11 protein-coding genes are annotated in these 13,069 nt (G+C 66.4%); 4 read left to right on the top strand and 7 right to left on the bottom strand.

Going from position 1 to position 13,069, the window contains the following annotated elements:
• Window positions 1–54 precede the first annotated feature (54 nt).
• The 7 genes from A9975_RS34015 to A9975_RS33985 all read right to left on the bottom strand — a co-directional run bounded on the left by A9975_RS34015 (window position 55) and on the right by A9975_RS33985 (window position 7,837).
• The gene (locus tag A9975_RS34015) at window positions 55–927 is read right to left on the bottom strand and encodes a hypothetical protein (RefSeq protein WP_183036575.1); all 873 of its coding nucleotides are present in this window, start codon (window positions 925–927) and stop codon (window positions 55–57) included.
• A 113-nt stretch (window positions 928–1,040) separates the two neighbouring features.
• Window positions 1,041–1,673 carry an adenylyl-sulfate kinase gene (gene cysC / locus A9975_RS34010; RefSeq protein ID WP_183036792.1) on the bottom strand — a complete coding sequence of 211 codons (633 nt, stop codon included), beginning with the start codon at window positions 1,671–1,673 and terminating at the stop codon, window positions 1,041–1,043.
• 171 nt (window positions 1,674–1,844) lie between these two features.
• Entirely contained in the window at window positions 1,845–2,951 is a 1,107-nt protein-coding gene (locus tag A9975_RS34005) for a glycosyltransferase family 4 protein (protein ID WP_370565965.1), read from the bottom strand.
• On the bottom strand, window positions 2,948–4,207 hold the full coding sequence (locus A9975_RS34000) for a lipopolysaccharide biosynthesis protein (RefSeq protein ID WP_183036574.1): 1,260 nt from the start codon (window positions 4,205–4,207) through the stop codon (window positions 2,948–2,950). The genes A9975_RS34005 and A9975_RS34000 overlap by 4 nt, the downstream gene beginning before the upstream one ends.
• Window positions 4,207–5,370 carry a glycosyltransferase gene (locus A9975_RS33995; RefSeq protein WP_309404590.1) on the bottom strand — a complete coding sequence of 388 codons (1,164 nt, stop codon included), beginning with the start codon at window positions 5,368–5,370 and terminating at the stop codon, window positions 4,207–4,209. Before A9975_RS33995 ends, A9975_RS34000 begins: the two co-directional genes overlap by 1 nt.
• Complete coding sequence (locus A9975_RS33990; protein WP_183036573.1) at window positions 5,367–6,683, bottom strand: sugar transferase; 1,317 nt, start codon at window positions 6,681–6,683, stop codon at window positions 5,367–5,369. The genes A9975_RS33995 and A9975_RS33990 overlap by 4 nt, the downstream gene beginning before the upstream one ends.
• Window positions 6,680–7,837 (bottom strand): glycosyltransferase family 4 protein, encoded by a 1,158-nt coding sequence (locus A9975_RS33985; protein WP_183036572.1) that lies wholly within the window; start codon window positions 7,835–7,837, stop codon window positions 6,680–6,682. The genes A9975_RS33990 and A9975_RS33985 overlap by 4 nt, the downstream gene beginning before the upstream one ends.
• Before the next feature lie 336 nt (window positions 7,838–8,173).
• Here A9975_RS33985 and A9975_RS33980 point away from each other — a divergent pair, with 336 nt between their 5' ends.
• The 4 genes from A9975_RS33980 to A9975_RS33965 all read left to right on the top strand — a co-directional run bounded on the left by A9975_RS33980 (window position 8,174) and on the right by A9975_RS33965 (window position 12,979).
• Complete coding sequence (locus A9975_RS33980; protein WP_183036571.1) at window positions 8,174–9,559, top strand: phosphomannomutase/phosphoglucomutase; 1,386 nt, start codon at window positions 8,174–8,176, stop codon at window positions 9,557–9,559.
• 4 nt (window positions 9,560–9,563) lie between these two features.
• Complete coding sequence (waaC, locus tag A9975_RS33975; protein WP_183036570.1) at window positions 9,564–10,631, top strand: lipopolysaccharide heptosyltransferase I; 1,068 nt, start codon at window positions 9,564–9,566, stop codon at window positions 10,629–10,631.
• Window positions 10,631–11,944, top strand: a complete 1,314-nt coding sequence (gene waaA, locus A9975_RS33970) for a lipid IV(A) 3-deoxy-D-manno-octulosonic acid transferase (RefSeq protein ID WP_183036569.1) — start codon at window positions 10,631–10,633, stop codon at window positions 11,942–11,944. The genes waaC and waaA overlap by 1 nt, the downstream gene beginning before the upstream one ends.
• A 198-nt stretch (window positions 11,945–12,142) precedes the next feature.
• The gene (locus tag A9975_RS33965; protein WP_183036568.1) at window positions 12,143–12,979 is read left to right on the top strand and encodes an META and DUF4377 domain-containing protein; all 837 of its coding nucleotides are present in this window, start codon (window positions 12,143–12,145) and stop codon (window positions 12,977–12,979) included.
• The last annotated feature ends 90 nt before the right edge of the window (window positions 12,980–13,069 follow it).

Here is a 13,069-nt window from a genome sequence, read left to right as displayed (position 1 = left end):
AGTTCTGCCCGATTGTGAGCGGGCGCACCTTACGTTCGGCGTGGCGGGCGCTTGTTATGGATGGTAAATCGGCGTGCCGGAGGAGCCGCATTTTACCAATAAAGTTATGTATAAGTCGCTTTTATGGGCTGATCGTGCGGCACGTTTTGCCCGCTTTCTTTCGCCCCCCAGGAAAACGGCCTGCATATACAAATCTAGATCGAACCGATTCTGGCTCAGCAGGTGGTCGAAGAGCGTGTCTCCCAGATCGCTTGCAATGCGCTCGATACGGGCGGACAGGCTGTCTGCCCTGCCTTCGCTGCGGTTTAGCACGGCCCTGGCGGAACAGTCGATGGCCGGAAAGTTGGATCGCAGCTTGCGCTGCAGCGCGATGGCCGAGTCCTCGAACCTGTCCACAATGCCCACGAACGGCAGTTCTCGCAACCGCGAACTAGCCACGAGATAGTCTGTATGGCTTGCCCGGGCACTTCGCATATCCCGCTGTCTTCCAGCGATATGAATGGTCTGAAAATTACGGAAAACCGCGGTTCCCTGGTCCGACAACCCCCACTCGACAAACCCCTTCAGATCAGTGTTCTGCGCGATACGCACGCTCGGGCTGAGGCTGTCCGGCGCCTGCTGCCGCTCAAAGTGATAGACCGATTCGACACGGTCGATCGGATGCCTGAGGAAGACAATCGGGTGAACGCGCAGGTTGGGGTGCTGTGGCAGCGGAAACCTCGCCTGATGGCTGGAGATGACATCGAGCCGGGGATTGGCCAGGATGAAATCGAGTAGGTCCTGGTTTGTCAGCGTGTCCCAGGGGTACTTGCCTTCGACCGCCCCGTTTGTCGCGGGGAAGTTGGCATGGAGGATGGCATCGACCGTGGTGCCCGCATTCTTGAATATGTGGTAGTGGACGATGACGTTCCTGACGTTTTCGGTCATGGTAGGCTCGGATGCGTGAAATAGCTCCGCCCAACGGCGAAGCAAGGCGCTCGCCGGCCAGGTGCTGTGCAGTGAGGGCGCCGATAGAGCACCTTATCTCCTTCCGTCTTCGTTTAGAAGACTGGTGCGGCCAGTTGCAGGGTCATGGACTCGCCTTGCAAGCAATGCCGGAGGACCAGCCGGGCGAGAACGCCGACGCAGTGCGCCTCGCTGGCCGTGGTGGTGTCAATGGTCAGGTCTGGCGCCTGCGGTGGCTCGTAGGGCGCGCTGATACCGGTGAACTGGGTAATCTCGCCGCGCTGGACGCGGGCGTAGAGGCCTTTGGGGTCGCGCGCGCGGCACTCCTTCAGATTGGCCCTCACATAGATCTCGAGAAAGCGGTCGGAGCCCACGATCTCGCGGGCGGTCTTCCGGTCGAACGCGGTTGGCGAGATCATCGATACGAGCACCAGCGAGCCCTGGTCGTTGAGGAGCTTGGCTACGTGTGATGCTAGACGCACATTTTCGTGGCGATCTTCGCCCGAGAACTGGAGATCTTGGCATAGTCCCGCGCGTAACTGGTCTCCATCAATACGGAGAGAGCGGATTCCCAGCTCATCCAGCCACCGCTGTGTCCCATCGGCTAGCGTCGACTTGCCCGCACCGCTTAAGCCCGTCAGCCAGACTGTCAGCGGCCGCTGTCCACTGAGGGCGGGGGGGTGCGGCGGTATATCGCTCACATGCGGGGCAAAGATCCGATGTGTCATTGTCATGAGGCGGCAGCTAGGTGCCTCTGGCGGGCACATTGGCGAACTGCCTAGTATTGTTGGGAATTTTTTTTATACATTGGCAAGGTAGGGGGGGCAAGGCAGGAATAGAGGCCGAGTGTTTCCTCTTATTTAATCTCGCTAGAACGAAACCTCTGGCTTTCGGCGTTGTCACTGGCCGCCTCTTGGGCTTCTGCCCTGGCGCATCAGTGCTTCCCACTGCCCGATGAGTTGCTCTGGCGAGTACGTCCGGGCTTTTTCCCGCGCCGTCTTGCCAAGCGCAGTTGCTTCCCCGGGATGCCCGATCAAGTGCCCGAGTGCCCGGGCAAGCTCGGTCGGCTGGTCAACCGGCACCATCAGCGCATCGCACCCGGGCTCGAGCAGTTCCCGCGGTCCGGTCTCGCAGTCGGTCGACACGATCGGCAGGCCGAACGCCATCGCTTCGATCAGCACCAGCCCAAAGCCTTCGTAGCGCGAGCTGAGGCAGAAAATCGAGGCCTGGCTGTAAGCCATCGTTACATCCTCATAGATGCCGGGCAGCGTTACGCTGTCGCCCAGGCCGAGTTCGTCGCGCAAGGCTTCCAGCGCGGCGCGCTCTTCGCCCTCGCCGGCAATTGTCAGCCGCCAGCCCGGTGCCTGCGGAGCGACTTCCGCCCAGGCACGCAGCAGGACATCGAAACCCTTGGCGGTGACCAGCCGTCCCACCGCAAGCACGGTCCTGCCCGTCCTAGGGGCGGCTTGCGCAGGCATCGAGAAGGGCAGGGGATTCGGGATGCAGACTACGGCACTGCGGGGGCGCAGTGCTTCGAGCCACCGGCGGCGGTCCCGCTCGGTCAGCACCACCACTGCCTCGCAAAACCGCGCCGCCAGGCGGCGTGCCAGCCTGCGCGCCGGCTTGCCGAGGTCTTTGTCAAAGTGGCAGTGTTCCCAGGCAACGTGGCGCACGCCCAGGCCAAGTGCCGCAGGCAGGGCAAAGAATGCGAGCATGGGGTCCACCTGTACCAGCACATCTGTCTTGTGTGCCCTGAGGTGGCGGCGGATGCCGGCCACGGTGGCGGCGTATGCGCGCTTGAAGGAAGGGCGGCTTGCAAACAGCGCTTCGTGCCTGACGGCGGGGTGCAGCGGGAAGCAGCTTGCCGCATCCCACAGACTCAGGATTGTGACGGCATATCCCTTCCCGGCGAGTGCATTGGCCATGGTGGCGGTCATCCGTTCCGCGCCCGCCACCGCATTCAATGTCCCGGTGAGGAAACACAGCCGGGGCAGTGCCGGCTTCACGCGCGGACCCCCTGCGCGGCTGGCTGTGCATTTGCGCTGCGCAGCCAGATAACAATGCCGAACAGCACCGAGAGCAGGTTAGCGACGGCGTAACCCAGGATGGCGCCGTACACGCCGAAACGGGGAATGGCGACAATATCGATGAGAATCGTGACAGTGAACGCTAGGCCCCATTTGACTGCCACCAGGCGCGGGCGCCGCAGGTAGATCGGCAGCAGGGTCAGCCCGACATCGGCGAATATCAGCGTCGAGGCCAGCGCGGCGAGCTGCAGCAGGCTGGCCGCCGAAGCGAAGGCCGAGCCATAGAGCAGGTGGATGATCCAGTGCGCGCTCAGCGCGATCAGTATGCCGCCGATGGCGCCCACGGCCATCATGCTGGCGGCAATCTTGAGGATGTTGCGGCGCGCCTGCGCCAGCGTGGGCTGCGCGTAGACATAGATCGGCGCGATACCGGCTGCCAGGATGGTGGCCACCATGACAAAGTTGTCCAGGATCTGCATGGAGGCTGCGTAGGCACCCAGTTCACCGAGGGAAACTAGTGGCTTGAGCAGCAACTGGTCAATCCGGCGCGAGCCCATCATGAGCATGAAGCTCGCCCAGAACAGCAGTCCGTTGCCGAATAATTCCCGGATCTGGGCCGGGTCGTGCGATACGCGGGAACGGGGCGCGCGCGCCAGATAGAAACTCGTCAGCAGCACGGCCATCACCACCGGTTCCAGCGCGAAGGCGGTCGCATAGGCGGGCACATTGTGGACACCCAGGGCGAACAGCAACGCGACACCGGCTGCCTTCACTGTCAGCGAGGCTAGGTTGAACAGCGTGTTGGGCCGCGTCTGCGTATGGGCCTGCATCCATGCCGTGACAATGCCGAAGGGCTCGCGCAGCACCACGGCCACGCCGATGATCAAGGCCGGCAGCCAGAATTCGACGGCCTGCCCGGTGACGGCCAGGAAGGCGCACATCAGCAGGTAGCCGAGCATGCCCGCCGCCAGCCTGAGCCGGAATGCATGGGCCAGCAGGCTATGTTGCGCGAGCGGATCCTGGTTGGCCACCAGGCGGGGAATGACGACTTCACCGCCGCAGATCAGCGCGATCGAGGAGGCGATGTAGACCACGGCCTGCGCATACTGGATATGCGCGAATCCCTCCGGTCCCAGCCCGCGAGCCAGCATGGCCACGATACCGATGCCGGCGCCGACCTGCAGGCCACGCTCGACCAGCATCCACACCAGGTTGTTCGCGACCCTGCGTTGCATCAGACAGGCTCCGTACAGGCTGCGCGGGACGTCCGGGCCAAGCTCGCATAGCATGCGAGCCACTGGCCGGCGACCGCTTCGATACTGAAGCGCGATACGACGCGCTGGCGGCGGGCGACCTGTTCGGCGGCGCTGCCCTGGCCAGTCGCCAGCGCCTTGCGCATGGCCGCGGCCAGGGCCGGGGCGTCGCCCCTGGGTACGATCTCGCCGCACTCGCCGAGCAACTCCGCCACGCCGGCCGCGTCGGTGGAAACCACCGGGCACCCGCAGGCCAGCGCTTCGCCCACGGCCAGCGGCATGCCTTCGATCTCCGAGGAAAGGACAAACAGGTCGGCCGCGTTGAGCAGGGCCGCCACGTCGCGGCGCATGCCTGCCAGCGTGACACTGCCTTCGAGCCGGTGCTGGCGAATTCGCTGCTCGAGCACCAGGCGCTCGGGTCCTTCGCCGACAATGGCCAGCCGGGCAGGCGTCGTTGTATCGGCTTTCAGCCTGGCGAATGCATCGATCAAGACGGTTTGTGCCTTCTCCGGCACAAGGCGGCCGATGTTGAGCAGCAGCCGCGTGTCGTCGGCCAGGCCCAGTTCCGCCCTGGCGATGCTCCGCTCGGCGGGATCGGGGCGGAACTGCAAGGTATCGATGCCATTCGGCATGACGACAATGCGTGCGGCGGGAACGGCGCCCGCATCCACCATTGCCAGCCGCGCTTGCGGGCTGACATGGGTGGTCAGGCTGGCCCAGCGGTCCGTCAGCCGGTACGCGAGCATGCGCAGGCGTCCGCCCTCCCGTGCACTATGCGCGGTGCAGATGATGGGGGGCATTTCCGCAGTCGCGGCAAGCGCACGGGCGAGCAGGTTGGCGTGGACCATGTGGGCATGAATGATTTCCGGGCGCCACTTTCGCACAAATGCGCGCAATTGCCATAGTGCCCTCGCCATTGATATGGGCGTCTTGCGCATATTCAGCTGCAGCAGGGTGGCCGCGTCCGGCAGCGCCACATCGTGGCCGGGCGTCAGGCTGACGACCGCAACCGCATGTCCCATGGCGATGAACTGCCGCGCCAGGGCAGCCACCTGCCGCTCGGCTCCGCCGAGCTTGAGCCCCGTGCTCAACAGCAGGATACGCATCGGCGCGGTGGCGCAGTGGGAGCGGAATGCCTTGGTCACCGCGCCCCGTACCCCGTCAGCAATGTCCTCAATGTCTTCACCGCGATCAGTAAGTCCAAGGCAAACGAGCAGTGCTTGACGTAATACAGGTCGTAGCTGAGCTTTGTCACAGTTTCTTCATGCGTGCCGACGTAGCCTTGCTGCACCTGCGCCCAGCCTGACAGTCCCGGCCGCACCAGGTGACGGTAGGGATAGTATGGGATGGTGCGGGCGAAATCCTCGACCATCGGCACTTGTTCGGGGCGCGGGCCGATCAGGCTCATGTCGCCGACCAGCACGTTCCACAACTGCGGGATTTCATCTAGCCGGTATTTGCGGATGACGCGGCCGACACGGGTCACGCGCGGGTCGCGGCGGGCGGCGAACTGTGCCGGCGCGCCGGCGTCGTAGCCCATGCTGCGGAACTTGAACATGGTGAAGGGCTTGCCGAATACGCCCACCCGTGCCTGGTGGAACAAGGCCGGGCCGACGGATTCCAGGCGGATGGCCACGGCTACCGCCAATCCCAGCGGCAGCGCAACGGGCGCCAGGCAGAGTACCGCCGCCAGGTCGATCAGGCGTTTGGCGAAGCTGTAGAAGTAGTGCGCGGCGTAGTCGTCGAGGAAGTTCTCGTCGATGTGCGCCAGCCCCACGCGGCCGGTCAGCATCTCTCCGATCCGCTCGACAGAATACATGCGTACGTGGCTGAGCTTGAACTGGGCGAGCACCCGGGTGCGCTCGGGGTCGGCGGTGGCGTTGCGGTCCAGCATCAGGCCGTCGCAATGCACGGCTTCGTCGAGCGAGCTGATGGCCTGGAAGCGGGTGGGGCTGGCCGGCGCCGCACCGGGCATGGCGAGGATCTGCTCCAGCTGCGCCAGCGTGGCGGCGTCGGTATAGCCGAACACGGGCACGTAGTTGCGCACGAAGCGCCGGTAGCCGAACCAGATCCAGCCTAGCGTGGTGACGTAGCTGAGCAGCAGCGCGCCGCGCGAATACTCGAGGTGGAAGGCGGCGAAGACAAAGAGCAGCGCGGCAAAGGGCAAGGTGGTGGCCAACCCGACAAGGCTGTTGCCTTCCATGGCGGGCAGGTGCAGGGACCGGTGCAGCAGCACGAAGGCGAACAGATAGGGCAGCACCGACCACAGCAGGGTGCGGGTGAAGACGTAAGTGACCAGCGCGGCGTGATGGGCGAACTCGGCGAGCGCGATATTGAGGCCGAACAGCAGCAGGCCGAGCAGCGCCCAGGCCAGCATGCGGCTGGCGCGGCGGACGGTTTCCGAGCCCTGCGGGCGGGTCAGCTGGGCAGGGCGGCCGACACTGTGGGTCTTGTTCATTGTCCGCCTGCTCCGGTGCTGGCCGCCGCGCGGGCGGCGCCTGGCTTGCCCGCCAGCGCTTGCTGGTAGATCGTCCAGGTGGCGTCGGCCATCGGTGCCAGGCCAAATTCCCTTGCCCAGCGCGTCCGGGCATTGCGTCCCAGTGTCTCACGCAGCGTGGGGTCGTTGGCCAGCCGTGCCAGCGCGGCCGCCCAGGCGTGTTCGTCATCGCCGGCGACCAGCAGGCCGCTAGCGCCGCTGTCCAGTTGCTCCCGGATGCCCGGGAGGTCGCTGGCGACGACGGGCAGGCCGGCACGCATGGCCTCCAGTACCGAAAGCGGGAAGCCTTCATGGTCAGATGCCAGCGCGAAAGCCTGGGCCGATGCCAGCAAGGCGGGGACGTCGGTGACAGGGCCAGCAAACCTTACCCGGCCCGGTGCCACGCTATCGGCCAAGGACTGCAGGGTGGCCATCTGGGGGCCAACGCCCGCCAGTACCAGCTCGCAATCGGGCAGGGCGGCGCGGGCGAAGGCGCGAATCAGCAGGTCGGCGCGCTTCGGGGCGGCCAGGCGCGCCACCATGACAATGCGCCGCAGCGGCGTGCCGGGCGTCGCCCGCGCGCTGCTGTCCGCGATGCCGTTGCGGATCACGCTGACCCGCGCGGCGGGGATCGGCAGCGACGCGGCCAGCGCGCGTTCGCCCTGCGCCACGCAGATCAGGCGGGCGGCCAGCGGTGCCAGCAGCCATTCCATGCAGCGCGAGATGAGGCGCTGGCGAGCCGGGGCCGCGGCCTTGAAGGCAAAGCCATGCACCGTATAGACCACAGGGATGCCGAGCAGCCATCCGGCAACGCGGCCTAGCGCGCCGGCCTTTGCGCTATGCGCATGGATAAGGTCAGGCGAGGTCTCCCGGAGAGCCTTGAGCAGTTCCCTGAGCGCGGCCAGCGCGCGCAGCGGCGAGAGGGCATTGTCGAGCAGGGCCAGGCGTATGGTGCGGGCGCCGGCTGCCCTGGCGGCGTCCAGCAGGGGCCCGTCGCCCCCGGCCAGCAACACGGGCTCGATCCTGTCGCGCAGGGCGTGCAGCAGATCGGCGACGTGCGTCTGCGCCCCGCCGATCTCGGAGTTCGTGATCAGGAAGGCGATACGCGGGCGGCGGGAGGGCAGGGGCGAAGGCACTGGGCAAAAAGCGCGAGGGCGGGCAACAGGAACAGGCTACCAGGGCATTTCAGTATGGCCGACGAGCCTGGGGCAGGGCCGGCGGCAAGGTTGTCCGGCAGGCCCGTCCCCCGATACTGGGCGGGCAGCTGTGGCACCCCGCTCAGGTGGGGATCGATCCACTTCCAGGCTGGCTTGCGGCGCCATTTTCCAGCAAGGCCGTTCGATTATAACTGGCGCGCCACTCGCAATCCGGCAAAATACGGTCTTTGACGCATTTGCCTGCCGACTCGGCCCTGGCCGGAATTCGTGGCCGGCAACGTCGACTGGTTCTACCGCCTACACACAGGATGACCCATGCAAGCTGATCCTTCCATTTTCAAGGCCTACGATATCCGTGGCATCGTCGACAAGACACTGACGCGTGACGTGGCGCGTGCGATTGGCTTGTCGTTCGGTACGGCCGCCGCAGAGCAAGGCGAGCGCGCCGTGGTGGTCGGGCGCGACGGGCGCCTGTCGGGGCCGGACCTGCTGGGCGGACTGGTCGAGGGCCTGCGCGCCGCGGGCATGGACGTGATCGACCTCGGCATGGTGGCCACGCCCATGGTGTACTTCGGCACCAATGTCGAGCTGGCGGGGCGCCGCGCCACTTCCGGCATCATGGTGACCGGCAGCCACAATCCGCCTGACTACAACGGCTTCAAGATGGTGCTGGCCGGCAAGGCGATCTATGGCGAGCAGATCCAGTCGTTGCGCCAGCGCATCGACGCCGGCAAGTTCGCCAGCGGCGCGGGCGGCTACCAGCAGGTCGATATCCGCCAGCAGTACCTGGACCGCATCGTCGGCGACATCAAGCTGGCGCGCCCGATGAAGATCGCGCTGGATGCCGGCAATGGCGTGGCAGGTGCCTTCGTGGGCGACCTGTTCCGCGCGCTGGGCTGCGAGGTGACGGAGCTGTTTTGCGAGGTGGATGGCAATTTCCCCAACCACCATCCCGATCCGGCCCATGTGGAGAACCTGCAGGACCTGATGCAGTGCCTGCGCGACACGGATTGCGAGCTCGGCCTGGCCTTTGACGGCGACGGCGATCGCCTGGGCGTGGTGACCAAGGACGGCCAGGTGATCTTCCCCGATCGCCAGCTCATGCTGTTTGCCGAAGAGATCTTGTCGCGCAATCCCGGCCAGCAGATCATCTACGACGTGAAGTGCACCGGCAAGCTGGCCCCCTGGATCCGCGAGCACGGCGGCGAGCCGCTGATGTGGAAGACGGGCCATTCGCTGGTCAAGGCCAAGCTCAAGGAGACTGGCGCGCCCTTGGCCGGCGAGATGAGCGGCCACGTGTTCTTCAAGGATCGCTGGTACGGTTTCGACGACGGCCTGTACACCGGCGCGCGCCTGCTGGAGATCCTGTCCAAGCAGGCCGACCCGAGTGCGGTGCTCAATGCCTTGCCTAACTCCAACTGCACGCCCGAGCTGCAGCTCAAATGCGCGGAAGGCGAAGCTTTCACGCTGCTCGACAAGATCCGCGCCAATGCAAGGTTCGACGGCGCGCGTGAAGTCATCACCATCGATGGCGTGCGCGTGGAGTACCCCGACGGCTTTGGCCTGGCGCGTCCGTCCAACACCACGCCCGTGGTGGTGATGCGTTTCGAGGCCGACAATGACGCCGCGCTGGCGCGTATCCAGGCCGAATTCAAACGTGTGATCCTGGCGGAAAAGCCGGACGCGCAACTCCCGTTCTGAGCGGATGCCGTTGACTGAGCCCCTGACGGGAACAACGGGCAAATCCTTGACCCCGCATGCGCTGCCCGCGCGGCCGCGCATCCTGGTGGTCAAGGTCTCGTCGCTAGGCGACGTGGTGCATAACATGCCGCTGGTGCACGACCTGCGCGCGCGCTGGCCGGATTGCGAGATCGACTGGGTGGTCGAGGAGGGCTATGTCGATCTCGTGCGCTTGCTGCCCGAAGTGCGGCGGGTGATTCCGTTCGCGCTGCGGCGCTGGCGCAAGCGTTTCTACCAGGCTGCCACCTGGCGGGAGATCGGTGCGTTCAAGCGCGCCTTGCGAGAGGACGCTTACGACGCCGTGATCGAGACGCAGGGCCTGCTCAAGACTGCCGTGGTGGCACGCGTGGCCAACCGCCGCCAGGGCGCGCCTGTGATCGGGCTGGCCAATGCCACGCAAGGCTCCGGCTACGAGCCGGCCGCGCGGATGTTCTATACCGAACCCGTGACCGTACCCCGCCAGACGCATTCGGTGCGCCGTTCGCGCCTGCTGGGCGCGGCGCTGACTGGTGGCACGCCGCCGGAACCGCCCCAATTCTTCGGCCCCGGCGCGCGCGCGCTGCATGTCGACGATGCGCTATGGGCTGGCCTGCCAACGCGCTACGCAGTGTGCTTTCACGCTACCGCGGGCGCGAAGAAGAAATGGCCGCTGGCGAGCTGGCACGACCTCGGCCGCCGGCTGGCGCACGAGGGCCTGACCATGTTGCTGCCCTGGGGCAACGACGCGGAACGGCGCGCGGCGCAAGAGATCGCTGCCGGCGTGCCGCAGGCGCAGGTGCTGCCGCGCTTTACGGTCATGCAGGGGTTTGGCCTGATCAATCGCGCCGAGGTGGTGATCGGCGTCGATACGGGGTTGGTCCATATCGCCGCGGCGCTGTGCCGGCCCACAGTCGAGATCTACACCGCGACGTGGCGCTGGAAGACGGAAGGCTACTGGTCGGGCCAGATCGCCAATGTGGGCGACGATGGCATCGTGCCGTCCGTCGATGAAGTCTACGCGGCCAGCCGGCGCGTGCGTGGGCAGGGGAACTGATGCTGCGCGTCTTGTATAACCTGCTATGGCTGCTGGCGCTGCCGGTCGCGCTGCTGCGCCTGGTGTGGCGTGCCCGCAAGGAACCCGGCTACGTGCAGCACGTGGGTGAGCGCCTTGGCGCTTATGGCGGCCTGCCGTCGGCGGGCCCCTGGTTGTGGGTCCATGCGGTGTCGGTGGGCGAAACCCGGGCCGCCCAGCCGCTGATTGACGCACTGCTGGCGCAATATCCGACCCATCGCCTCCTGCTCACGCATATGACGCCGACCGGGCGGCAAACCGGCGCCCAGTTGTACGGCGGCGAGCCGCGCGTGCTGCAGTGCTATCTGCCGTACGACCTGTCGTGGCTGGTGCGGCGCTTCCTGCGCTATTTCCGTCCGGATGCCGGCATGCTGATGGAAACCGAGGTATGGCCCAACCTTGTGCGCGGTGCCCGCGTGGCCGGCGTGCCGTTGCTGCTGGTCAATGCCCGGCTGTCGCCGCGCAGCTTCCGGCGCACCGCGCGCTTTGGCAGCGCCGCCACCGCGATGTATCGCGACTTCACCGCGGTGCTGGCGCAGACCCAAGGCGACGCTGAGCGCTTCCGCGCGCTCGGGCTGCCGTCAGTACAGGTGACCGGCAACCTCAAATTCGATATGCAACTGCCCGAGGCAGGCCTGCGGCGCGGCCGCGTGCTGCGCCAGGGGTTTGGCTCGCGCGCCGTGTTCGCCGCCACCAGCACGCGTGACGGCGAGGAAGCGCTGCTGCTGGAAGCGTTTGCGCGTTGGCAGGCGCTTGGCGCCGATGTGCCGCGCCCGGCTTTGCTGCTGGTGCCGCGCCATCCGCAGCGCTTCGATGAAGTGGCGGCGATGGTCACGCGTGCCGGCTTCACGCTGCAGCGCCGCGGCACGCTTGGCGACTCCGCTGCGTGGGAGCAAGCGGGGCTGCCGGAGCCGGTCACGGCGGACGTGCTGCTGGGGGACTCCATGGGCGAGATGGCGATGTACTTCGCCGCCTCGGATATCGCCTTTATCGGCGGCAGCCTGCTGCCACTCGGCGGGCAGAACCTGATCGAGTCCTGCGCCGCTGGCACGCCCGTGCTGATCGGGCCGCATACCTTCAACTTCGCGCAGGCCACGGAAGATGCCATCGCCGCCGGCGCCTGTGAGCGCGTGGCGGATGCCGATGCGCTGATGCGCGCGGCGGCAACGATATTGGGCGATGCGCCGGGGCTCGAAGCCATGCGCGGAAATGCGCGTGAGTTCGCGGTGCTGCACCGGGGTGCCACGGCGCGCACGATGGCTGCGCTGGGGCAGGTGCTCGACCACGCGAACTAGGCGGTTCTGTACGGCAGTGCCGCCGCTTTTCGCTGCCGCATGCGGAACTTGTAGGCCGCAGCCCGATGTCCCTCGTCTCCAGGCGGTTGTTAAACTATCCCGCGTGAGGGCCAGACTCGCGGCCCCAACCGGGCCTGCGAGCTGCCGCCGAGCGGCGCGGGCCGATCAAGCCGCGCGCCCCCAACCAGGAGCTTCCAGATGCAGAACATATTCCGTCTTTCACCCGCCGCGCTCACCGCGCGTGCCGCCGCAGTCGTACTGCTGGCCGCAGCCCTGGGTGCCTGTGCCACGTCACCCGCACCGGATTCGCCTGGTGCCGGCACCAGCCTGAACCAGGCACAGACCGGCGGCCCTAGCCGCTGGGAGCTGGTGCGCTGGCAGCAGGCCGATGGCACGCTGAAATCCATTCCGCACGGCGACAATGGCCAGCCGATCATCTTTGAGTTCAATAGCGGGATCGATTCCGCGCAGGGCACGGTGAGCGGGTACAGCGGCTGCAATCGCTTTACCGGTGGCTATGGCAAGACGGCAACAGGCATGCGTTTCGACCGGCTGGCCGGAACCCGCATGGCTTGCATTGCACCGGGCGGGGAGCTGGAGAGCGCGCTGCTCAAGGCAATGCAGTCGCCCTTCACCACCGTGGGTACGCAGCCGTCGGCCGGTTCAACGGGCCGCCAGATCATCTGGAAGACCGCTGACGGGGATCTGCTGCAGTTCGTAGAGCGCGAGGGCGTGGGCCGGCGCGGCGCGAAGATGGATGCGCAGGCGGCCGCCGCCGGCGTGGAGAAGACGGTGTACGTGGATTCGCAGCGGGTGGAGTGCTCAGGCGTGGGCCGGCAGACTTGCTACCGCGTGCGCGAGAACCCGGGCGCGCCGTGGACGCTTTGGTATGGGCCGATCGAGGGGCTGGATTTCGAGCCGGGCGTGGAGTACACCTTGCGGGTGCGCGAGACGCGTGCGGAGAACCCGCCGATGGATGCGTCCGCGATTCGCTGGCAGTTGTTGAGCGTGGAGTCTCGCACCCGGGCGAACTGAGCAACGTGGGGCCAGCAAGCAAAACGCCGCGGTTCACAGCCGCGGCGTTTTTGTCTTGAGCGGATGCCGATTGCTGCCAGGCGCCCGGCA

It is taken from the genome of Cupriavidus sp. UME77, assembly GCF_014170355.1.
Lineage (GTDB): Bacteria > Pseudomonadota > Gammaproteobacteria > Burkholderiales > Burkholderiaceae > Cupriavidus > Cupriavidus basilensis.
This window is presented reverse-complemented; position numbering and strand designations above follow the sequence as displayed.

Bases quoted from the DNA above. Each gene is read 5' to 3' on its own strand.
- A9975_RS34015 (WP_183036575.1), bottom strand. From the start codon at position 927: ATGACCGAAAACGTCAGGAACGTCATCGTCCACTACCACATATTCAAG.
- cysC (WP_183036792.1), bottom strand. From the start codon at position 1,673: ATGACACATCGGATCTTTGCCCCGCATGTGAGCGATATACCGCCGCAC.
- A9975_RS34000 (WP_183036574.1), bottom strand. From the start codon at position 4,207: ATGCAACGCAGGGTCGCGAACAACCTGGTGTGGATGCTGGTCGAGCGT.
- A9975_RS33990 (WP_183036573.1), bottom strand. From the start codon at position 6,683: ATGAACAAGACCCACAGTGTCGGCCGCCCTGCCCAGCTGACCCGCCCG.
- A9975_RS33980 (WP_183036571.1), top strand. From the start codon at position 8,174: ATGCAAGCTGATCCTTCCATTTTCAAGGCCTACGATATCCGTGGCATC.
- waaC (WP_183036570.1), top strand. From the start codon at position 9,564: ATGCCGTTGACTGAGCCCCTGACGGGAACAACGGGCAAATCCTTGACC.
- waaA (WP_183036569.1), top strand. From the start codon at position 10,631: ATGCTGCGCGTCTTGTATAACCTGCTATGGCTGCTGGCGCTGCCGGTC.
- A9975_RS33965 (WP_183036568.1), top strand. From the start codon at position 12,143: ATGCAGAACATATTCCGTCTTTCACCCGCCGCGCTCACCGCGCGTGCC.